General features: G+C 45.6%; 24 protein-coding genes and 2 tRNA genes. 17 read left to right on the top strand and 9 right to left on the bottom strand.

Going from position 1 to position 22,335, the window contains the following annotated elements; genetic code table 11:
• Positions 1-120: 120 nt before the first annotated feature.
• Positions 121-192: transfer RNA gene (locus tag DXA87_RS07115), tRNA-Glu, on the top strand.
• A 13-nt stretch (positions 193-205) separates the two neighbouring features.
• Positions 206-276, top strand: a tRNA-Cys gene (locus DXA87_RS07120).
• A 376-nt stretch (positions 277-652) separates the two neighbouring features.
• Here DXA87_RS07120 and DXA87_RS07125 read toward each other — a convergent pair.
• Positions 653-1,144: a tyrosine-type recombinase/integrase gene (locus tag DXA87_RS07125; RefSeq protein WP_117485600.1), complete on the bottom strand. Its 492-nt coding sequence runs from the start codon at positions 1,142-1,144 to the stop codon at positions 653-655.
• 166 nt (positions 1,145-1,310) lie between these two features.
• Here DXA87_RS07125 and DXA87_RS07130 point away from each other — a divergent pair, with 166 nt between their 5' ends.
• Entirely contained in the window at positions 1,311-1,997 is a 687-nt protein-coding gene (locus DXA87_RS07130; protein WP_117485624.1) for a recombinase family protein, read from the top strand.
• 65 nt (positions 1,998-2,062) lie between these two features.
• Here the strand turns inward: DXA87_RS07130 and DXA87_RS07135 are convergent, their stop codons facing one another.
• The 3 genes from DXA87_RS07135 to DXA87_RS07150 form a co-directional block, all read right to left on the bottom strand.
• Positions 2,063-2,338 carry a hypothetical protein gene (locus tag DXA87_RS07135; protein WP_015552225.1) on the bottom strand — a complete coding sequence of 92 codons (276 nt, stop codon included), beginning with the start codon at positions 2,336-2,338 and terminating at the stop codon, positions 2,063-2,065.
• Between the two features lie 14 nt (positions 2,339-2,352).
• Positions 2,353-2,721: a hypothetical protein gene (locus DXA87_RS07140; protein WP_117485602.1), complete on the bottom strand. Its 369-nt coding sequence runs from the start codon at positions 2,719-2,721 to the stop codon at positions 2,353-2,355.
• 726 nt (positions 2,722-3,447) lie between these two features.
• A complete protein-coding gene (locus DXA87_RS07150) occupies positions 3,448-3,891 on the bottom strand; it encodes a hypothetical protein (RefSeq protein WP_117503687.1) in 444 nt (147 codons plus the stop codon).
• Positions 3,892-4,481: 590 nt separating this feature from the next.
• Between DXA87_RS07150 and DXA87_RS07155 the strand changes: the two genes are divergently transcribed.
• The 3 genes from DXA87_RS07155 (at position 4,482) to DXA87_RS07165 (ending at position 6,960) form a co-directional block, all read left to right on the top strand.
• Positions 4,482-4,760: a type II toxin-antitoxin system RelE/ParE family toxin gene (locus DXA87_RS07155; protein WP_015552228.1), complete on the top strand. Its 279-nt coding sequence runs from the start codon at positions 4,482-4,484 to the stop codon at positions 4,758-4,760.
• A 14-nt stretch (positions 4,761-4,774) separates the two neighbouring features.
• The gene (locus DXA87_RS07160; RefSeq protein WP_117470490.1) at positions 4,775-5,089 is read left to right on the top strand and encodes a HigA family addiction module antitoxin; all 315 of its coding nucleotides are present in this window, start codon (positions 4,775-4,777) and stop codon (positions 5,087-5,089) included.
• Between the two features lie 839 nt (positions 5,090-5,928).
• On the top strand, positions 5,929-6,960 hold the full coding sequence (locus DXA87_RS07165) for a 3-deoxy-7-phosphoheptulonate synthase (RefSeq protein WP_015552230.1): 1,032 nt from the start codon (positions 5,929-5,931) through the stop codon (positions 6,958-6,960).
• Between the two features lie 147 nt (positions 6,961-7,107).
• Here the strand turns inward: DXA87_RS07165 and DXA87_RS07170 are convergent, their stop codons facing one another.
• The 4 genes from DXA87_RS07170 to DXA87_RS07185 all read right to left on the bottom strand — a co-directional run bounded on the left by DXA87_RS07170 (position 7,108) and on the right by DXA87_RS07185 (position 9,533).
• Entirely contained in the window at positions 7,108-8,004 is an 897-nt protein-coding gene (locus tag DXA87_RS07170) for a DNA glycosylase (protein WP_117503688.1), read from the bottom strand.
• 18 nt (positions 8,005-8,022) lie between these two features.
• A complete protein-coding gene (locus DXA87_RS07175; RefSeq protein WP_117485610.1) occupies positions 8,023-8,307 on the bottom strand; it encodes a helix-turn-helix transcriptional regulator in 285 nt (94 codons plus the stop codon).
• A 279-nt stretch (positions 8,308-8,586) separates the two neighbouring features.
• Complete coding sequence (locus DXA87_RS07180; protein WP_117470492.1) at positions 8,587-8,979, bottom strand: thioesterase family protein; 393 nt, start codon at positions 8,977-8,979, stop codon at positions 8,587-8,589.
• Positions 8,980-9,293: 314 nt separating this feature from the next.
• Positions 9,294-9,533, bottom strand: a complete 240-nt coding sequence (locus DXA87_RS07185; RefSeq protein WP_242992134.1) for a hypothetical protein — start codon at positions 9,531-9,533, stop codon at positions 9,294-9,296.
• Positions 9,534-9,844: 311 nt separating this feature from the next.
• On the opposite strand from DXA87_RS07185, the gene DXA87_RS07190 reads away from it, so the two are divergent.
• The 11 genes from DXA87_RS07190 to DXA87_RS07240 all read left to right on the top strand — a co-directional run bounded on the left by DXA87_RS07190 (position 9,845) and on the right by DXA87_RS07240 (position 20,800).
• Complete coding sequence (locus DXA87_RS07190) at positions 9,845-10,474, top strand: lactate utilization protein (protein WP_117503690.1); 630 nt, start codon at positions 9,845-9,847, stop codon at positions 10,472-10,474.
• 23 nt (positions 10,475-10,497) lie between these two features.
• A complete protein-coding gene (locus DXA87_RS07195) occupies positions 10,498-10,887 on the top strand; it encodes a zinc ribbon domain-containing protein (RefSeq protein WP_117503691.1) in 390 nt (129 codons plus the stop codon).
• A 3-nt stretch (positions 10,888-10,890) separates the two neighbouring features.
• On the top strand, positions 10,891-11,586 hold the full coding sequence (locus DXA87_RS07200) for an MBL fold metallo-hydrolase (RefSeq protein ID WP_117470496.1): 696 nt from the start codon (positions 10,891-10,893) through the stop codon (positions 11,584-11,586).
• Between the two features lie 13 nt (positions 11,587-11,599).
• Entirely contained in the window at positions 11,600-12,823 is a 1,224-nt protein-coding gene (locus tag DXA87_RS07205; RefSeq protein WP_117470497.1) for a hypothetical protein, read from the top strand.
• 33 nt (positions 12,824-12,856) lie between these two features.
• On the top strand, positions 12,857-13,231 hold the full coding sequence (locus DXA87_RS07210; RefSeq protein WP_117503692.1) for a VOC family protein: 375 nt from the start codon (positions 12,857-12,859) through the stop codon (positions 13,229-13,231).
• A gap of 136 nt (positions 13,232-13,367) precedes the next feature.
• On the top strand, positions 13,368-14,642 hold the full coding sequence (locus DXA87_RS07215; protein ID WP_199537910.1) for a dihydroorotase: 1,275 nt from the start codon (positions 13,368-13,370) through the stop codon (positions 14,640-14,642).
• A 148-nt stretch (positions 14,643-14,790) separates the two neighbouring features.
• A complete protein-coding gene (locus DXA87_RS07220; protein ID WP_117503693.1) occupies positions 14,791-15,477 on the top strand; it encodes a YjjG family noncanonical pyrimidine nucleotidase in 687 nt (228 codons plus the stop codon).
• A 289-nt stretch (positions 15,478-15,766) separates the two neighbouring features.
• Positions 15,767-16,591 carry a hypothetical protein gene (locus tag DXA87_RS07225; protein WP_117470500.1) on the top strand — a complete coding sequence of 275 codons (825 nt, stop codon included), beginning with the start codon at positions 15,767-15,769 and terminating at the stop codon, positions 16,589-16,591.
• A 191-nt stretch (positions 16,592-16,782) separates the two neighbouring features.
• Positions 16,783-18,282, top strand: a complete 1,500-nt coding sequence (gene malQ, locus DXA87_RS07230) for a 4-alpha-glucanotransferase (protein ID WP_117470581.1) — start codon at positions 16,783-16,785, stop codon at positions 18,280-18,282.
• 358 nt (positions 18,283-18,640) lie between these two features.
• The gene (locus tag DXA87_RS07235) at positions 18,641-18,853 is read left to right on the top strand and encodes a cold-shock protein (protein ID WP_015552243.1); all 213 of its coding nucleotides are present in this window, start codon (positions 18,641-18,643) and stop codon (positions 18,851-18,853) included.
• A gap of 309 nt (positions 18,854-19,162) precedes the next feature.
• Positions 19,163-20,800, top strand: coding sequence for an ATP-binding cassette domain-containing protein (locus DXA87_RS07240; RefSeq protein WP_117470501.1), 1,638 nt, complete (start codon positions 19,163-19,165; stop codon positions 20,798-20,800).
• Positions 20,801-20,958: 158 nt separating this feature from the next.
• On the opposite strand, the gene DXA87_RS07245 is transcribed toward DXA87_RS07240, so the two are convergent.
• Positions 20,959-22,317: an MATE family efflux transporter gene (locus DXA87_RS07245; protein ID WP_117503694.1), complete on the bottom strand. Its 1,359-nt coding sequence runs from the start codon at positions 22,315-22,317 to the stop codon at positions 20,959-20,961.
• Positions 22,318-22,335: the final 18 nt, after the last annotated feature.

Consider the following 22,335-nt stretch of genomic DNA (forward strand, 5'->3'; position numbering starts at 1 on the left):
CCGCGCTGTCGTAGGTTCGAGTCCTACTCGGGGAGCTTTTTTCGTACTATCCGATGAACCTGATGACTGGTAATACTACCCGGTTGACAGAGGCATGTAAATATGGTAGTATATATTTAAGGCCCCATGGTCAAGCGGTTAAGACATCGCCCTTTCACGGCGGTAACACGAGTTCGAACCTCGTTGGGGTCATTTAACTAAATATGGCGACATAGCCAAGTGGTAAGGCGTGGGTCTGCAACACCCTGATCACCAGTTCAAATCTGGTTGTCGCCTCTCTTATGAGAGCCTCAGAATCCTTTATTTATAAGGGTTCTGGGGTTTATGTTTTATAATTTTGATGTTTGCGCGTGTTTGCGGTCTGAAAACAGTGCATTGTATGAAGATTTACCTATCTATATTCATACAATAAATTGATTTGATCTTGAATCTGGCACATTTTCAATGCATTAAAAGGACTATATATCGTTTGCGCAAACAAGGCTTCTGATAGCAATGAGTATTGCTGATCTGCTTATAGCTATAAAGGAATTGCAGCTCAACAAGATTTATGCTCCGGCTGTCCTTACAAAAAAATATTTAGAAGAGAGTGTGTTTGCGCAAGCAGAAGCTCATATCTCCTTTATTAGAATCGTAAAATGGTCGCTATACCTTAACCGAGAATAGCGGCCATTTTACTTGCTGTCTCTTCATTGGAAGTAATATTGCATAAATAGTGTTGTGTCATGGAAAGTGTCGTATGACCAAGCAGTTTTTGTAACGCTGTATCTTCCATACCATTCTTATACATGATAGATGCTGTCGAGAAACGCAGCTTGTGGGAGGAGCGGTATTCGATGCCTAAGTCCTCACAACATTTTTTCAAACGGCGATTGAAAGTAACTGTTGCCAATGGGCTGTCGCCACGATAAAAGATAAATTCCTGATTATCGGGTTGTAACTTTCGGATCCGGCTGAGAATGGCTTTTGTTGCAGGTGTCAGCGGCATAGAGCGAATTCCATCTGCTGTGTTGCCCTTAATGGAATTGATGACACGGTTCTTGTTATCTATAAAGCGCTGTATACGAATAAAGTCCCCATCAATGTCAGCCCATTTTAGGCCCTTTATCCGTATATCAATGAGGTATCCTCCGAGGAGTATGATAAAAAGCTTACGTTTATATTATACAATAATCGCTCAGATAATGAAAGATATAAGTGTACGAAAAAAAACGGTCGTTTTTTTTATACAGTTTCAACTTGCGTATATTGCCAATCATCTGTACACTATAAATATAACATTTTTTTCATACAATCGGGAGAGATGCGCATTGAACTATGGATATATAAGGATTTCTACAAAATTTCAGAACGTGGAACGACAGGAGCGCAACATCCGCCTGATGTGTCCGGATCCGAACCTTGTTATCATCAAGGAAATTTTTACTGGTAGCACACAGGATCGGCCTAAGTGGCGGAGATATTATCCCAGATTTATGCCTGGAGATAATATCTATTTTGATTCGGTTTCCAGAATGGCCCGTGATGAGGATGATGGAGTAAAGGAGTACCTGGATCTGTATAAAAGAAAAGTGAACTTGTTTTTCTTCGTGGAGCCTGGGATCAACACGGAGGTATATCGGGAAGCCTGTCAGATGCAAATTCCACGGACTGGCACGGAGGTTGATATAATTCTGGAGGCCATCGAAGCATATCAAGTGAAGCTTGCAGAAAAGCAAGTCCGTATTGCCTTTCAACAGGCCCATAAGGAACTGGATGATCTCAGGCAACGAACGATCGAGGGATTAGAAACAGCCAGACGTTCTGGAAAGCAGCTCGGCCGGCCTCGTGGCCGGTGCATCACCGAGAAGGAACGAAAGGCAAAAAATATTATTCTGAAACGTGATACGCTCTTTGGTGGAGATCTTTGTCCATCTGACTGCATGAAAGTAATCGGCATCAGTCGCGGCACTTACTACAAATATAGAAACGACTTATCTAAATTTCCAATTGCATAGTAAAAGGCGGAAATGCATCCATGTGTATTTCCGCCTTAAGTTCCTTTAACATAGGCGACCAGTGATCACCTATTTACATAAAAGATAAAGATATCCATGATAATAAATGCTATTCCAAACACATGGTTAGAAACTTTAAATAATAAGGGAGTATCTTTTTCAAGTATATCTTTTTTAAATTTTGCAAGCATTGCACACTTCAATACGCAGAATACAAAAAAAGCCAAAAGTCCGGTTATTTGTAAATTCTTATAATTGTAATAGGATGCCCATGCAATAAAAATACAAAATAATATCCCTGATAAATTAAAATACGAATAGACATTTCCCTTATATTTCATAGCATACCTCTCAATTAATAAATCTCATAAGATACATAGCCCGGGGTCCAACCTAAAACACCATCGTTTGTATATCCATAGGTATAACTAATATGGAGTACAACTGTATATCCATATATCATACTTCCAGCCGTAAGTAATATATTGGCAGCATAAAGCGCGGCTGCTAAAGTCACATAAGGCGAAGCAGCCATAATTTCACTAGCAATTCCAGCAGCTGTTGCGGCATCGTCAACGTGAATCGTTACATCAATAACGCATGTTTGCCCAATGGATGGGTTCGAAGGAAAAGCTTTCGCCCTTGCGGAATACGGCTGGGTATTTTCATAAGCACGGTCAACTAACCTTTCAGCTTCAGTTTCTGTAGCTCCGTATTTTGTCATTAATACCTGGATCAGTTCATCCCTGCTGAGAGAATCGAATATTTGTTAATGCAACAGCCCCTATAATATTCATACAAAATCTCTAAAAACAAGAATTATTAGGCTAGTTATTATGACTATGCTCCATACTTTTTGAATATGTTGAAATTTGGTTAGCGTTTGATTATTCCCTCCTATTTTTGCAATTGTTTTTAATTTTAATCCAAACAGTAAAAATATAAGCAAACAACATATCATTAAAATTCTGGTAACCGCAAAAATAGTATCATTTAACAGTATAAAGCTATTAAGCAAATATACGCTAACAGATAGCATATAAGCAAAGGATGTTAAAGAAAAAAATATATACAATTTTTTGTTCAACAGTATTCACCCTCTTTCACGTTTAAATATTTCAAAATTAGGCACACCATTTGTTTTTTGTATGTAAATTTTATCATAATAATTTTGAATATGCAATATTGGTAAATAAATCATAAAAATGCTGTAAGTTTTTGGTTAAAATGCAAGAAATTATTCATTTTTATATGTGTATGTAGTAATACTATTCGCTTAACTATATTGTTTGTTTTATATCTTTAGCGTTATGCATAGAGTAAAGGGGGAAAGTTTTCAAATACCTTCAGATCTGAAGTCCAGAATATCTGCATCTCAGAAAATGTTTTTTACAACCGATTTATTTTAAGCAGTTAAAGAAACCGGATGATTACGTGTAGTCATCCGGCTTTAAATATTGTGGGAATCTTCGCCCGCCTGTATTTCCTCACTAAGTAAAAGCAGATTCCGGTTAATCCGCTCAATTCGTTGCATCTGCTCTGCAACGAACTGTTCTCCCTTTTTTGTATTCCGGATTCTGGTTCTGGATTGTTGCCTGGCATCAGTTAATCCATATCTGACCTCTGACAGTGGAAGATCCTGGTGCTGTAAAATATATGCAAGTGCCGCTCGGAACGGTTCGCTGATATAAAAGCGATATGCCTGATACACGGCCGACTCCAGCTCTCCCAGTTCAGTCTCTATAAGCAACTTACATATATGATCTAATTCCTCATCTGGAATTGCAAAGCGGAATACTATCAATGCCGCTGTTTTTCGGCATTCAACAGGTATGTTTTCCGGAAAATACTCCCGATAGCAACCGATCAGGTCCATTAAAAATTTTTCTTTCATCGTTGATCACCTCATGGCTTTTCTTCTGTTATATAAAGAAATCATACCATAAAAAATTTCATTAACAGAATGTATATCGGGGAGCAAATAAACATGGGAGATTTCCCCCCCTGCATGCGGAAAGCACAGCTCTTTCCAGTGCGCGCCTGGGTAACATGCGAATGCACCATTTCCGTAATAATCGCAATACAATGATACCGTACAGAATTCGAATGGCGCGATTATTTTAATTATACGAGAAATTAAATTAAAAAAGGAAACTATTAGGTATACAGAAAAAACATACATGTTATACTATCGTTAGGCTACCGTTAGGTAAGAATGATGTAAGAATTCAAACGATACGCGAAAAACCCCGGAGTTGCGACCTCCGGGGTTTTTCTGTTCCGTTATTACGGGATGGATTGATTCCCGGCCTGAACCAGGAACGGATGCTGTCTGGGATACTGATTCTCCTAAGAATCTTCCGCAGATTCGTTCATCAGATATGCTTATCAAGCAAACGGTAACTGGAAAATTCCTGAATCTTATTTTTTCTGAACTATATTTTCTTATTTGACACCCATAGCGTTACACGGTATAATATAAATATGATTAAATCATTTGCGCACAAAGGCTTAAGGGAATTTTATGAAAGTGGTTCCAAGAAGGGAATCCAACCAGAGCATGCGCCAAAACTAGGAAGAATGCTTGATCGTCTTGATGCAAGTATAAGTCCACAGGATATGAATTTACCAGGATATCGATTACATCCTCTGAAAGGAGATAAACAGGATATGTGGGCTGTTACTGTTAATGGCAACTGGAGATTAACATTTTATTTTGAAGGGCAGGATGCGTATCTCCTAGATTACCAAGATTATCATTAGAAGGAGGAACATGTATGACCAATAGAAAACCAACACATCCGGGAGCTGTCCTCCTGGAAGATGTTATAAAGCCGCTGGGTCTTACCATCACAGAGGCTGCCAAAATGCTTGGGGTCAGTCGAAAAACATTGTCAGAGTTTGTAAATGAAAAAGCAATGCTAAGCCCTGATATGGCAATTCGCATCGCGAAAGCAACGAATACTTCTCCAGAGAGCTGGATGAATATGCAACAGAAATTGACACTATGGGAAGCTGAACAGCATCTTCCAGAAAATGTCATTCCATTTCCATCTGTGCACTCTGAAGAGGCCGCTGCATTACAAATGTAATAATAAATGGGGCTGTCGCCTAGCAAAAACATTGCTAATGCGACAGCCTCGTTGTACTTGGTCCATGAAATGGGTTGCAAGTTTTGCTAGAAATATGCCCTGTACAAAATGTCCGCTTAGATATCCGTCTCAAGCAGCACCGTCTAATTGCGCAACACGGCAGGCGGTTTGCCCCTCTGCGGAGGGACTGTGACCCTCCGATTACATAAATTTATATCTTTTTGAGACATTTTTATAAACAACGCACCATTACAATGTACCGGTATATTAAATCAGAAAAAATGAACTTAGAGCCAGAAAAGGTGAGATTTATGTGTTTGCGCACTGTTTGCGTCCGCAAACACAAGCATCAATCGGCATGTAAACTCCTTTCTTTATCTGGGTTTCGAGAGATGACAGGAGGTTCAAATCTGGTTGCCGCCTCTCTTATGAGAGCCTCAGAATCCTTTGTTTATAAGGACTCTGAGGTTTTTGTTTTACCAGAAAAAGTATGCAAAATATATGCGGGCAAGCAGGACGCAAACAGATTGAGGAAGGAGCATCGAAAAAAAGAAATATAGAGACATAAGTACTTGAAGTCCTAAAAAAAGTGTACTATAATAATAAATGTCCCGCACTGACATATGTGCAGCGCGGGACATTTTTAGAAATGGACACATCAGCAGTTAAAAGCGATAAAGTGCTTAAAAATAAAATACGTGCTTAAAAGGTGATGATTTGGTTTTGCCAGCATTTGGATATTGAATGATGCAGTCTGGAACAGTTGGTTCGCGGTTCATATTCGATATAGAAAGGCAGGGCTGAATCTACATGAAAATAATATTTTGGGGGAGAAAATTATGTCATTCAATTACAAAAGTTTACTTCCGACACCGGCGCAGATCAAGGCGGAATTTCCGCTGACACCGGAGTGCGTGGAGTTAAAAGCGGCAAGAGATAAAGAGGTTGCGGATGTTATCACGGGAAAGAGCAAAAAGTTCCTCGTGATCATTGGACCGTGCTCCGCGGACCGCGAGGACGCTGTATGTGAGTACATGAGCCGTCTCGCCAAGGTCAATGAGCAGGTTAAGGATAAGCTGGTTATCGTACCGCGTGTATACACAAATAAGCCGCGTACCACAGGCGGCGGATACAAGGGAATGCTTCATCAGCCGGATCCCGAGAAGAAGCCGAATATGTACGAAGGACTTGTAGCGATCCGTAAGCTTCATATGCGCGTGATCGAGGATTATGGATTCACGACAGCCGATGAGATGCTGTATCCGGAAAATTACAGCTACCTTTCCGATGTACTTTCCTATGTCGCGATCGGTGCGCGTTCTGTTGAGAACCAGCAGCACCGCCTTGTATCCAGCGGTATGGACGTTCCGGTTGGAATGAAGAACCCGACCAGCGGTGATCTCGGGGTTATGTTAAATGCGGTCTATGCTGCCCAGCATGGCCACGATTTTATTTACCGTACATGGGAAGTTGAGACAAAGGGTAATCCGCTGGCGCACACGATCTTAAGAGGCGCAGTCAGCAAGCATGGTCAGTGTCTGCCGAACTACCACTATGAGGATCTGGAGCTTCTCTACAGCCTGTACCAGGAGAGAGAGCTGTTGAATCCGGCCTGCATCGTTGACGCAAACCACTCTAACTCCAACAAGCGCTACATGGAGCAGATCCGTATCGTGAAGGAAGTTCTTCACAGCCGCCGCCACTCTGAGGAGATCCATAATTTCATCAAGGGCGTTATGGTCGAGAGCTACTTAGAGCCGGGCAGCCAGAAGATTGGCGAGCATATTTACGGAAAATCCATCACGGATCCGTGTCTTGGATGGGATGATACGGAGAAGCTGATCTATGATATTGCGGATGAGATCAAATAAGAGATAGAAATTGCCGGTGCCGGCACATGAAATGTGTGCTGGAACGGGAAATAGAGTAAATATTAAGCCATCGGGATGAAAGTGAAAATTATCATTCCGGTGGCTTTTTATAGTCGTGCATCTGGAAGAAGCTGCCGGCAGCAGGTCCTAGACGTTAGCAGTCTGGGCTGCTTTTGATGAGAACTCTCTCTCATAAAAGAAGATATACTGCTGCAGCACACCGGCGAACCCCGGATATTTCGAGAAATTTTCTTCGATCAGCGCCTCGCAGAGCCGTGATTCGGGAACATGACTGGTGCAGCGGCTTTTCGGGGCATACTCCCGCAGCAGGATCTTTTTGATCCAGGTGTCCACCGGGAAGGCACCGATATGGTGCAGACCGAAGAGGCAGATGCAGTTGGCAACTTTGACGCCTATTCCGTAGCAGGAGAGAAGAGCTTCCATGGAGTCGGAGTAATTCAGTCCCCGCAGACGGTCAAGATCCATCTTTCCGGAGCAGACGTCTTCGCAGGTCCGCTTGATATACTTGGCACGGTAACCGAGTTTTAAGGCGAGGAGATCATCCAGGGAGGCGTGGTTTAACTCTTCAGGAGTTGGAAACGCATAATAATATCCGGAAGACAACTCATACCGCGTTCCATATTTCTCACTCAGCGCCTCCACTAGCGCTCGGATCGCCGGAATTGTCTTTTGTTGTGAGATAATAAAGGTGATGATCATCTCCCAGAGATCCTGGTTCAGGATCCGTATTCCACTGCCGAAAGCCGCCGCTTTTGAAAGATATTCATCCGCAGGGTCAACAGCGCGGATATAAGCACCATAATCCGTCCCAAGATCAAAATAATGATCCCAGAATGCAAACTCGTCATTGGGACAGTGAAAAATCACCTCATCTCTATTCTGATCCACAATAAGAAAATGTCCGCCGCTGATGACCCGGTAAGCCGTCTGTGGATCATTCGGGGCACAGGGAATCATACGGAAACACTGACCGGAGTCGGCGATCTGGCGGAGGTTGAAGTTCTTTAAGTTTTTTGTAATCATAGAGTACCTCCTGGCTGGTCAGCGGGTCTGCCTAGGAACAAAAGAAACTTTTAAAGTCATTCCCATTCCTTCGGCAAGGCGCTGAAGCAGTTTGATAGATGGATTTCGACTTCCGTTTTCCAGACGGCTGATCTCAGTCTGGTTGATTCCTGTTCTTTCGGAAAGTTCTTTTTGCGTCATGTTCTGACTGATTCTGGCATCGATAATTGCCCGGATGATATCCATTTCCGGTTGAATCTCGTCATATGCGGCGGAAAAATCTGGATTTTGCATTTTCTGTTTTTTATATTCCTGAAGTGTCATGCATGTTCCCTCCTCTGAATATAGTTTCTTTTTCTCAAAAGTGCGGTCGATAATTCTTTCTTTGGTGTTTTGTGTGTCTCCTTATATGATATGAGATATATCTCAATAAGTCAATAGAATTGTAATTTAGAAATAAAAAAGGTTAATAAATCATGAATCAAAAGATTTGATAAAGATTAAAAGAACCAGATTAAAACGAATTGAACATCAGAAGAATATTTATGAAATAAAAAAGAAAGTTGTCTCCCACCAAATTTAGAGATGGCGGGAGACAAAAAATTATTCAGCAAGTGCCTTCTTATTCGCTTTCGCCTGGAACTTTTCGTTCTGGATAATAAAGCGCTCGTGGCGGCCTCCGCCGATCTTTCCTTTGGCGTCGTAAGCGGCAACATCGAATACGAGACGACGTCCGTCTACCTCGACAAGTTCAGTCTCGCACCATACGGTCATTCCAAGTGGTGTCGGTGCGTCGTGTGTTACGTTTAAGAGTGTACCCACAGTACCGCAGCCCTCGTCGAGCTGATCAGCAACGCTCATCCAGGCGGTCTTTTCCATTAAAGCGGTCATAGCCGGTGTCGCGAACACGTCGAGTGTGCCGCTTCCCATTGTTTTTGCGGAGTTTGCGTCAGAGACAACAACCTCCTGTCTTCCTTTTATTCCAGTTTCCAGCATAAGTTTGTCCTCCATGATTAAATGAATACCGTAACTGTTCAGTACCCTCACAGTTACGCGCAAAAATCCATTCTAAATCGGCTGTGTCGATAGGATTTTTGCCTTCTAGTCTAAGTTTTCTTACGGTCAGCGAAGTAAATGCGCAGACCTACTGAATAGTTACTGAATACCACAGTTTACAATACCGGAGATCCTGACAGTGACAGCAAAGATCCGGGATTTAAACCGGGGAAGTGTGATCAGCGCGGCGTTTTCCCGCCTGACACTGACATATAAAGTATAGAATACTCGTACACGAATTGCAAGAAAAAGACTTACTGGTCTGTGATCATTTTTTTCAGATTCTCAAAAAGCTCCAGATCGGATTTGGTCACACGGATGTTGGAGGCGAGTTCTTTGCCATCCGGTTCGATAACCTTAAATTCGATGATCATGTTTTCCTGTATGCCATGTTTGTAGACCGCACGCCAGAAAGCCGGGAATTTCGGGTGGTTTCTGATAAAGGTCTGCCAGGAGTTTTTGAACTGCAGAAACATCATTGGATTTATACTCAAAATATCTTCCTCTTTCCTAAAATTGTGTTTCGGGTAGTCACGCAGCGGGGCGGATGGACGCCGATTCCACTGTTTGCGCAAGGCACAAACAGTAACATGCTGATGGATTCCAGTATAAAATATTTGAGCAGGAATTGCAAGATATGGGAAGAGTATGCTACAATTAGCACTGAGAAAGTGGTTACTGTATACGGATCGAAATTTTCTGAATTGAAAATTCCGTACAATACAGTGGTAATGGTGAATTTTGTCGATTTGAAATGCGAAGCATCGGAAAAACGATGGTCAGGCAGTTATAAAGGAGAGGTACGATGTTGGAGGACGCAAAAAAACGGATGGCAGAAGATGTCATTTGTAATTTGAAAAAAAGAAACATGGAGGGAATCTATTGCCGGGATAAGAAAGAGGCAGTGGAAACGGTACTCTCGCTGATCGAACCCGGTGCTTCCATCGGCTGGGGCGGCTCGGCATCGATCCGGGAGCTGGGGATTCTGGCTGAATTGGAGAAATCCGGACATGAGATGCGGGATTATCCGATGAAAGATAAAGAGACGATGGGAAATCCGTCATATCTCGGCTCCTGCAGTGCGGACTGTTTCCTTATGGGAACGAATGCGATCACCGTAAAAGGCGAACTGGTCAATATTGACGGTGCGGGAAACCGTGTAGCCTGTCTGATTCATGGACCAAAGCAGGTGATCATTGTTGTCGGAATGAATAAGATAGTGCGGAGTATTGAGGATGGAATCGACCGGATCCAGACGCAGGCTTGTCCGATCATTGCAGATGCTACCGGCCGGAAAACGCCATGTGGTGTAAAGGGAGTCTGCATGGACTGCCAGTCCCCCGACTGTATGTGCTGTTCGATCGTTGTTACACGGAGATCCCGATATGACGGACGGATCAAGGTTGTGATCGTTGGGGAAAATTTAGGCTATTAAAATAAGATTACTGGAGGAACCCAATGTTTTTTATTGGCGGAATTACTCAGGGAACAAAAGAACTGATTTATAACGCGGCGGCGATGATCTGTGGCCGCTGCGGGAGATATGGACGGTATCAGGTGTTTATGACCTATATGTGCCTGTCCTTTTTCTTTATTCCAATCTTTAAATGGGGGCGGAAATATTATGTGAAGACAAGCTGCTGCGGGACCGTTTACCAGCTGGACGAGGAAGTCGGAAAGCGGATCGCCGCAGGAGAGGATGTGCCGATCCGGGAGGAAGACCTTACCCTTGTTTCAGAGGGGCATGATGCCCCGGCCTGGGATGTGCCGGTGAAGCGGTGTTCAAACTGTGGCTATGAGACGAAAGAAAATTTTGACTATTGCCCGAAGTGCGGAAAGAGGTTTTAAGACATGAAGATCACATACATTCATCACAGCGCATTTCTTGTGGAGACGGAATCGGCGTATCTGCTGTTTGATTATTTTCAGGGAAAACTGCCGGAGTTTTCTGAGGAAAAGCCGCTCTATGTGTTTGCCAGTCACAGACATCCGGATCATTTTTCAAAGGTGATCTTTGAACTGGAGGAGAAACATCCGAAGATCCATTATATTCTGGCATTTGATATCTGGAGTAAGCGGGTTCCGGAATCTTGTAAAGGAAAGACAGAATTTTTAAATCCGGGGCAGATACTGGATGACGGAACGCTGAAGGTCGAGGGATTTAAGTCCACGGATGAGGGCGTCGCGTTCTGGTGCAGTGTGGATGGCCTGGAGATCTACCATGCCGGAGATTTAAACCACTGGTACTGGGATGGGGAAGATCCGCAGTGGAATAAGAATATGACGAAGGCTTACCGGGAGGAGATCGCAAAGATGCATGGCAGGAAGGCGGATATTGCGTTTTTACCGCTGGATCCGAGACTCGGTGAATATTTTTACTTGGGAATCGATGATTTCGTGAAGGAAGTCGACGTGAAACATATTTTCCCGATGCACTTCTGGGGGGAATACGATGTGGCGGAGCGGCTGAAAAAAATGCCGTGTTCGGCGGGATACCGTGACAGGATCGTTGAGATCCATGAAGAGGGAGAAGGCTGGGAAATCTGAGAGGGGGAATAAAATGCAGCTTGCGACCTCAATGAATATCGGAAAAGTGATGGATGAAGAAGCGAAAAGAGAACGGTTTGCTTCCTGGTACATTACATTACCTGGAATTCCTGAGTACGAAAAAGAAATGATAGAGAAGTCATTGAAATATAACGTGTGGAAAGAACTCATAACACTATTCGTTATTTATATGATCTTATCATTGACATGGTTTTTCGGTGCTGGGCTGTATGATCCTTTTCAGAGCATAACGGGCTATAAACTCACAGGAAAAAAGAATGTCATCGCAGTTGTACAGGAAGATGGACAGTCATTGCGTCTGAAAGATCCAAATAAAGGTGAGCATGTACAGTATACACTTGCCGAACTTGGAATGGATCCGGTACAGTATTCTTACGGAAACAGGCTTCAGACATACTGGGAGAAGGAAACGGATGGTGAGTATCATTTCCTTGCCATACTGCCGGAAAAACAGGTATCGAAAATAGAAGGCCTTTATTACGGGGTGATAGGAGTCGGATATTTTACGATTCTTATTGGCGGAATCAGCGTATTTTTCATTCGAAGGAAGCGGTACACGGGATGGTTCCCGCGTTTCTACGATAGGCTGGAAAAGTTTTATTCAGAGCATGCTGTCTGGAGAAAGTACAGTGTTGAAGAGGGATATGACACGATAGATGCCATTATTGCTTACGGAAATAAAAATCAGCCATCCTTTGTAAAAGAATTTTCTTGTACCCGGCTTACAAGAGAGGACGAGAAGAAAAAGAAATCAAAGATAATCGCTGTATGGTTGACGACTATAGCTGGCATGACAGGAATCGTACTGATCATTTCACTGCAGGTGAGTATTGCGTCAGAAATCGAACAAAGGAAAAATGAGGCAAGGACGGCAGCTGTTTTAGAAAAACTGCAGGCTGCGATCAACGGAAAAAGGTCCGGTCCGGATGATGGATCAGAAGATTACAACTATGCAGATATGATCGACCGGGCGAGAAATACATTTCCGGAAGAAGATGTTTACTACAAGCTTCTGACAACGGAAGAGTACGTTTCGTTAATTGTCACAACAAAGAAAAAACAAAATGTCTGCTTTGACCGGTATGTACCGGTACATGGCTCGATTGGCGAAGAGGGAACAGAGTATAAGCTTGAAATTTCTATGGTATCGGACGCAATCCAGCCGGATGATATTTTACATAATTATACAGGGATTCTTTTGTCTACGATACCGTAATGTGAAACAAGTATAATTTGAGAGGAGAACACCATGAAATTCACATTTGCGCATAATAATTTTAATGTCACAGATCTTGACAAGTCCTTAAAATTCTATGAGGAAGCTCTTGGATTAAAGGAAGTAAGAAGAAAAGAAGCGGCGGACGGGAGCTTTATCCTGGTATACCTCGGAGACGGCGTGACACCGCACCAGTTAGAACTCACATGGCTCAGGGACTGGGAGAAAGATCACTATGATCTTGGAGACAACGAGTTCCATCTTGCATTCTGGGTAGATGATTTCGAGGCGGCTCACGCAAAGCACAAAGAGATGGGATGCATTTGCTTTGAAAATGAGAAGATGGGGATCTACTTTATCACAGATCCGGATAATTACTGGCTGGAGATCGTGCCGACAAGAAAGTGATAAAAAGGTCCGACGGCCAGACATATGAAAATTCACACATCAGGCAGAGATGAAGGAAAACATTCTTGCTGAAAAGAAAAACAGCAGCCGGTCAGAGATAGGAAACATAGAAACAGATAAAACAGGAGGAGCTAAGATGATTCTGATTAAAAACGGACGAGTAGTAGACGCAAAGAGCAATACCGACGGGATCCTGGACGTTGTCATTGATGGCGGAAAGATAAAGACCATCGGAAAAGTGGAAGATGATGGAAGCTATGAGCAGGTGATCGACGCAGACGGCTGTGTCGTAGCGCCGGGCCTCATTGACGTCCATGTTCACTTCCGCGATCCGGGACTTACATACAAAGAGGATATCCAGACAGGCTCCGCCGCAGCGAAAAAGGGCGGATACACAACGGTTGTCACCATGGCAAATACAAAACCGCCGGTAGACAATGTGGAGACCGTAAAATATATCATCGCAGAAGGAGAGAAGACAGGTATCAATGTTCTTCCGGCCGCATGCGTTTCTGTTGGAATGAAGGGGCAGGAGCTCACGGATATGGACGCCTTAAAGGCAGCAGGAGCTGTTGGATTTACGGACGATGGAATCCCGCTGATGAACGAGAAACTCGTCTACGAGGCCATGAAGAAGGCGAAAGAGTTAAATGTACCGCTGAGCTTCCATGAGGAAGACCCGGCATTCATCTCCGAGAACGGAATCAACGCAGGTGCAGTCGCAAAAGAGCTTGGAATCACAGGTTCCCCGGCACTTGCTGAGGATTCTCTCGTGGCCCGTGACTGCATGATCGCCCTGCACACAGGCGCGTCAGTCAATATCCAGCATATCAGCTCCGCCACATCCGTAAAGGCTGTGAAGCTTGCGAAAGAGCTTGGAGCAAACGTGACAGCGGAGGTCACACCTCACCATTTCACATTAGATGAGACTGCTGTTTTAGAACATGGCGCAATGGCGAAGATGAACCCGCCCCTTAGAACCGCGAAGGACCGCGAGAGAATTATTGAAGGAATCAAGGACGGCTCCATCGATATGATCGCCACCGACCACGCTCCGCACAGCGCGGAGGAAAAGGCAGTTCTTCCGGTATGGAAAGCACCGAGTGGAATCATTGGTCTTGAGACTGCTCTCGGCCTTGCGGTGACAGAGCTTGTGAAGAAAGGCCACTTGACTACCATGCAGCTTGTGGAGAAGATGTGCGTGAATCCGGCGAAATTATACCATTTTGATAAGGGATATCTCGCGGAGGGCAAAGATGCGGATATCGTGATCTTCAATGAGAACGAGGAATGGATCGTTACAGATGATGAGATCGCGTCCAAGTCCCACAACACGCCGTTTATCGGAACAAAGCTTTTCGGTCGTGTGAAGTATACGATCTGCGGTGGAAAGATTGTATACAAGGATTAAGAACATACAGCAGAGCTCCCTGGCATCGGGCTGATAAGACTCAGAGAGTCCGGTTGGAGCTGGATCCGGGGAGTGCAGCGGTTTTCAGCAATGCAGGAGGAGGCAAAGCTGAGAATTGTGAGAAATAAAGAACAGGAGCAAACAAGTTATGAAAAAATACCAGGTGCTTCTTTTTGATGTGGATGGAACACTTCTGGATTTCGACAAGGCGGAGAAGATCGGCATCGAGCGGGTACTCACCCACTTTGGCGTACCGGCTACAGAGGAGAACATGCAGAAGTACCACCATCTGAACAAAAGCTACTGGCAGAAGTTGGAGCGCGGGGAACTTACGAGAGAGCAGGTGTTAAGCCTGCGATTTGAGGATTTCTTCAGTGACTTCGGAATCAAGGTAAATGGCGCTGAGGTCGATGGATTGTACCGCCAGACATTAAATGAGAGTGCGTTTCTTTTAGACGGAGTCATGGACCTCCTTAATGGCTTAAAGAATCGCTATGAGCTTCATATCGTTACAAACGGCGTCGCTGAGACCCAGTATAAACGCCTCGCGGCAGCAGGACTGGATAAACTGTTTCAGGGAATCTATGTTTCAGAGGAGTCCGGATACCAGAAGCCGCAGCAGGAGTACTTCGATTACTGCTTTAAAAAGATGGGCAGAAATGACGTGGAGAACATGCTGATCATCGGTGACTCCCTGACTTCTGACATCCGTGGAGGAAACAATGCCGGAATCGATACCCTGTGGTACAACCCGCACCATCAGGAGAATACAGCCGGGGTGCATGTGGATTACGAGGCGGATACGTTGGAAAAGATAGGTGAGATGCTGAGTTAATTTCAGAACGACAGCATCAGGCAATTTCTCTGAAAAGTTATGTAAACTAAATGCATCTGGAATGAGATAAAATCCATGGAAAATCATTTTGAAGGCTGGTTTTACTGCTGGTATCTTTCAAAATTGCAAAAAGTCATAGCAATACTGAGAAATATTGTCAGACATCTTGACAAATAAGAAGATTTTTCTTATAATTAAGCTTTCCCGGAGAGCATTGTCCGCCGCATACGGATCCGGTGAAGGGACAGAAAGAGCGGCGGCGAATATATAGAAATGAGGGGTGTATTTCATGAACAAGAACACGACAGATATCACATTATCGGCTTATTTTAATGACATCGTAATCGGATACTACGAGGACGAGGATCTGGTAAAACAGTTTGGAAGACAGCTTGGTTTCGACGTGGATATGGACACCTTTATGGCGGTCTCTTTCCAGTATCCGTCTGATATGAATGTAAAACCGGAAGACCGTGAGAAGCTCACAGACGCGGCAAACGCGATCATCGCTCTCTCCGATATCAACAAGAAGATCGGTGGAAAGCAGATTATCACCTGCGACAGCGGCGTATGCGTGATCCTGATCATGAACGACAAATCCGCAATGCGTGACCTGATCCCGCAGATCAAGGAGACAGCCCTTGAGCAGGTAGAAAAGATCAATTCTGACAGAAAGATCCGCGTCGGCATCGGTACGATCGAGAGCGGAATCAAGGGAATCAAGCATACATACATCAATGCCCAGGATGCGGTAAAGGCCGGCGAGATCTTCAAGAAAGACCGTGTGATCCTTGAATACATGGGTATGGAGATTTACAGCAGCATCAACCAGATGGTTGTAAACTTCGGTGACCGCCTTACCAGAACCGTTTTAAAACAGCTCGGTGAGACTGAGAAGCGGGTTCTCGCGAAATACTACAAATGCAAAGAGGACATCGCTGAGACTGCAAGACAGCTCGGAATGTCTGAGGATGATGTAAAGACAAGCTTAAATATGGTCCGCATCAATACCGGACTTGACGTAAACGATACAGAGGATAACTTCAAGCTCCACTTTATCATGATCGCGAAGAAAGTCCTTGAAAACGACGAGAGAATCAAGAAGAATCGTTAATTCACCAGAAAGTTTCTGTTGCTGTCTGCCAATGGCATGAACAGCGGAGTGTAGAAGGTGGACGATACAGAAGAAATCAGCAACAGCCCTGCGCATAATATGTGCCGGGCTGTGAGCCGTTATGGATGGTAAAATGCTGAATGGTAAAAGATAAACAGGCGGGGATCTGCCGGACAGAAGGGGATACAAATATGAAGACAATGCTGGAGCGCGGAGCCGGAATTCTGATGCCGGTGTCAAGCCTGCCGTCACCATACGGAATCGGTACATTTGGCAGTGCGGCCTATGATTTCGTGGACTTCTTAAAGAAAGCAAGACAGAAATACTGGCAGGTTCTGCCGGTGGGACCGACAAGCTACGGGGACAGCCCGTACCAGTCATTTTCCGCTTTTGCGGGAAATCCGTACTTTATCGATCTGGATACCCTGGTGAAGGAGGGACTTCTCACACAGGACGAGATCAACGCCTGTTACTGGGGGGATAATCCGACCCAGGTGGCGTACGACGCGGTGTTCTGGTACCGGTTTCCACTGTTGAAAAAGGCGTACGCGAGAAGTGAGTACCGCGAGGAACAGGGCTACGAGAAGTTCTGTATGGACAGCTGGTTCTGGCTGAATGATTACGCATTTTACATGGCGTTAAAGTTCCATTTTGATAATAAAGAATGGCTGGCATGGCCGGAAGATATCCGGTTCCGGAAGAAAGAAGCGGTGGAGTCCTACCGCGAGGAATTGAAGGACGAGATCGACTTCTGGAAGTTTTTACAGTATAAATTCTACCAGCAGTGGGGAAAGCTCCGCGCATATGCGAATGAGCAGGGAATCTCCATCATCGGTGATATTCCGATCTACGTGGCACTTGACAGCGCGGATGTCTGGACCCACCCGGAGTTATTCCTTTTGGATGAGGAGAACCTGACTCCGATCAAGGTTGCCGGAGTTCCGCCGGACGCATTCAGCGAGACGGGACAGCTCTGGGGCAATCCGCTTTACCGCTGGGATGTTCAGGAAAAGACCGATTTCGCATGGTGGAAGGAGCGCATGAAAGCGTCTGCCCGCCTGTATGACGTGGTCCGTATCGACCACTTTATCGGTGTAACCCAGTACTACGCGATTCCGGCGGGTTCCGAGGACGGAAAGACAGGCGAGTGGTTAAAGGGACCTGGAAAGAAGCTCACAGATGCCATCAACATGGTCATCGGTGACACGAAGATCATCGCGGAGGATCTTGGAATCTTTGTTCCGGAGGTCAAGGAGCTTCTTGAGGAGACAGGATATCCGGGAATGAAGATCATCGAGTTCGCCTTCAGCGGCGACCGCTTCAACGAGCACCTGCCGCATATGTACTCCCCGAATTCCGTCGTTTACGGCGGAACCCATGACAACGAGACTCTGGTGGGCTACTTTAAGCCGGAGGCGCGCCAGTGGTGGGAGTTGCAGTATATCGCAGACTACATGGGTGTCTCCCATCAGCATGAGGTCGTAGACAAGGTCTTAAAGACCGCCTACGCGTCTGTAGCCAGCGTTGTGATCTTCCAGGCGCAGGATGTCTTAAAGCTCGATAGCTGGGCGAGAATGAACACGCCGGGTACGGTGGGAAACAACTGGAGATGGAGAATGAAACCGGGCGAGCTGACGCAGGATCATATCAACCATCTGTCATGGCTGGTCGATACATTCGGACGGTTTTAGATCGAAAAAAATACAAAAATCACGGTAGAATTACCGAAGGGAAAAGTCAATTTTTGTCGAGAAAAACAGATGTTTGCGGTACGCGGCACAGTGCCGAGAAATAAGGAAAAACGGGCGGTTCGTAAGGATAAAACAGACCGCCCGTTTCTTGGAAATTCGATTGACACAAGACCAGAAGTGTGATATTGTTAAGTTAATTCCGATGCACTATTGAACTCACATGTTTTTGTAAGTCATTTGCGCGATACGATGAATTACAAAAGCATGTGAGTTTTTTGAAATAAAGACCAACAGCGATGTGTGGGGATTTCCAATAGTCTTAGTACGGAAAAATTCAATTTTTTATGGAGGTACCAAAATGAACAACGGTACAGTTAAGTGGTTCAATTCTGAGAAAGGCTACGGATTCATCTCCAACGATAATGGCGGCGACGACGTATTCGTACACTTTTCCGCAATCGTAGGCGACGGCTTCAAGACTCTTGAAGAGGGCCAGAAGGTTACTTTCGACACAGAGCAGGATCCGAAGAACAGCAAGAAGCTTCGCGCTGTTAACGTAGTTAAACTCTAATTCGAATAGAAGAGAAACTAAGAGAACTGCCGTTCCGAGTTGTACTTGGAGCGGCAGTTCTTTTGTTGGATAGGATTTTTCCTTGAAAAACAGGCTTTTTTCGCGAAAAGCCTTGCAAAAACTTGTGTTCTTTAATAGAATAAGAAGGACTTTGATAACTGACCGGCAGGCTGGAGACATTTGCGGAAGGTTATCGTTTTAAGTTCTGCCAGGGTTTAGATCCGAGGCAGGCTGTTTGTGCCCGGCGCGGGGGATGCGCTAAGGCGCATTTCACAGATACCCCTTGTCAGTTAAAAGGAGATTTAGAAAATGATTAGTGCAAATAATGTGACACTCCGTGTCGGAAAAAAAGCTTTATTTGAAGACGTAAACATTAAATTCACAGAAGGAAACTGTTATGGTCTGATCGGTGCCAACGGTGCCGGAAAGTCCACATTTTTAAAGATCTTATCCGGTCAGCTCGAGCCGACAAACGGTGAAGTTGCGATCACTCCGGGTCAGCGTCTTTCCTTCTTACAGCAGGACCACTTTAAATACGACGAGTACACAGTTCTCGATACCGTTATCATGGGAAATAAGCGCCTTTATGACATTATGAAGGAAAAAGACGCGATCTACATGAAGGAAGAGTTCACAGACGAAGATGGAATCAAGGCTGCAGAGCTCGAAGGCGAGTTCGCAACCATGAACGGATGGGAAGCGGAGTCCGACGCTGAGAACCTGTTAAACGGTCTTGGTATCGAGACAGACCTCCACTATAAAACGATGAAAGACCTTCTCGGACCGCAGAAGGTTAAAGTTCTCCTCGCCCAGGCATTATTCGGAAACCCGGATATCCTGCTCCTCGATGAGCCGACGAACCATCTGGATCTCGACGCGATCGCATGGCTTGAGGAGTTCCTGATCAACTTTGAGAATACTGTTATCGTGGTATCCCATGACCGTTATTTCTTAAATAAAGTCTGCACGCAGATCGCTGATATCGACTACGGCAAGATCCAGCTCTATGCCGGAAACTATGATTTCTGGTTCGAGTCCAGCCAGTTGATGATCAAGCAGATGAAGGAAGCAAACAGAAAGAAAGAGGAGAAGATCAAAGAGTTGCAGGAGTTCATCCAGAGATTCTCCGCCAACGCTTCCAAGTCCAAGCAGGCGACATCCAGAAAACGTGCGTTAGAGAAGATCGAGCTTGACGAGATCCGCCCGTCCAGCAGAAAATACCCGTATATCGACTTCCGTCCGGCCCGTGAGATCGGAAACGAGGTTCTCTCCGTTGAGGGACTTACAAAGACCATCGACGGCGTAAAGGTTCTCGACAATATTTCCTTTACCCTGGGAAGAGAGGACAAGGTTGCCCTTGTAGGACCGAACGAGCTTGCGAAGACCACACTCTTCAAGATCCTCTCCGGTGAGATGGAGCCGGATTCCGGAAGCTACAAATGGGGCCTCACAACGACTCAGGCGTACTTCCCGAAGGATAACAGCGCAGAGTTCAACAATGATGATACGATCGTAGACTGGCTGACCCAGTACTCCCCGGAAAAAGATGTCACATATGTCCGCGGATTCCTCGGAAGAATGCTGTTTGCCGGTGAAGACGGCGTAAAAAAGGTAAAAGTTCTCTCCGGTGGTGAGAAGGTGCGCTGCATGCTCTCCAAGATGATGATCTCCGGCGCGAACGTACTGATGTTTGATGAGCCGACTGACCATCTGGACATGGAGTCCATCACAGCCCTGAACAACGGAATGAAGAAGTTCCCGGGCGTGATCATCTTCTCCTCCCGTGACCATCAGGTCGTAGAGACGACTGCAAACCGTATCATGGAGATCATCAACGGCCAGCTGATCGATAAGATCACGACCTACGACGAGTACCTTGAGAGCGATGAGATGGCGAGAAAGAGATTCACATATACGATCACTGAGAGTGAAGAGAATGATGACTGATTCTGCTGCCGCCTGAATTGAGATAGAAAATGGCAGTGTAAACTGTCTGCAGACATAAAAAACAGAGCATATATTCAACCATAACCTATGTAAAACATTGGCATGCGAAGATATATGCTCTGTTTTTGCGTATTTACACTTAGTTTTGGCGGAACCGGTTAATTAGCCCCGGCTTTCGCCAGAACCTTCTTCATCGAAGTGAGATACACGATCACCGAAGCAATCGGTCCAAGGATATCAGATACCGGTTCTGCGTAAAACGCCGCTTCAGCTCCGAACATCGCGGGAAGCAGGAACAGGGATACAAAGTATGCGCCTTTTCGGAAGAAGGAAAGCGGCAGGGCAACCTGTACCTGACCAAGACCGGTGAAACCGTCGACGATCTCATACTGGAATGCCAGCGGGATGATCGCCAGAGTGAAGATCCGGATCGCCCGGAGCGCTTCTGCGGCAACGACCGGGTCTGCTGTAAAGAGACGGACAAACAGGCCGCCGATGGTACGCGCAAGGACGAAGAGCAGAGCGGTGTATGCCGCAGCAAGGCTAAAGATGTACTTCTGCGCATTTTTTACGCGGTCGGTCTTTCCGGCTCCGAAATTGTAGGCAAGAACAGCCTGAGTTCCGCTGGTGATACCGCCGAGAGGCATGGTGACTACGAGCATGAAGCTCTGGGCAATGGTTGCGCAGGTGATCAGAAGGTCTCCGCGCTCCGCACCGCCGTATTTTTGCAGGATCGCGTTCATGGTGATGATCATGACGTTATCCATGGCGATGATGATAAATGGGGTAAAGCCGATGGTGAGCACTCTGCGGATCAGCCGCCAGCTGTAACCGCCGAAGGTGATGCGCACCGGCATATTTTTCCCGAACAGTGTCCTCAGGACGAAAGCGCAGCTCGCCATCTGGGAGATGACGGTTGCGACGGCGGCACCGGAGACGCCCATGTGGAGGCCGAAGATGAAGATTGGATCCAGAATGATGTTCAGCACCGCGCCGAGGATGACGGAGTACATGCCGGTTTTTGCAAAGCCCTGACAGATGATAAACTGGTTCATACCTGTGGACATTAGGGCGAATACAGTTCCGGTCAGATATATCGTAAAATATGCGTTTGCGTAGGGCAGTGTGATATCGCTGGCACCGAAATACCGCAGCATCGGAATGCGGATCGGGTAGATGCAGGCCACCATGAGGATGGAACATACTGCCAGCATGAGGAAACAGTTGGCGAGGATCCGCTCGGCGGCCTTTTTATCGCCCTGTCCCATCTTCATGCTCATAAGCGGGGCACCGCCGATTCCCACGAGAAACGCGACGGAGCCGACCATAGTGACTACCGGACCGCAGACACCGGCCCCCGCCAGTGCCATGTCGCCGGAGCCGGGGATATTTCCGATATACATGCGGTCTACGATACTGTAAAGGACGCTGACAAACTGTGCCAGCATACTGGGAATTGCGATCCGGACGACGAGTTTTTTTATGTCGTCACGGCCGAGATCATTTTCAGCAGCCATAATAAAACTCTCCTGTAT

The organism is Desulfotomaculum sp. OF05-3 (assembly GCF_003435535.1).
GTDB lineage: Bacteria > Bacillota > Clostridia > Lachnospirales > Lachnospiraceae > Pilosibacter > Pilosibacter fragilis.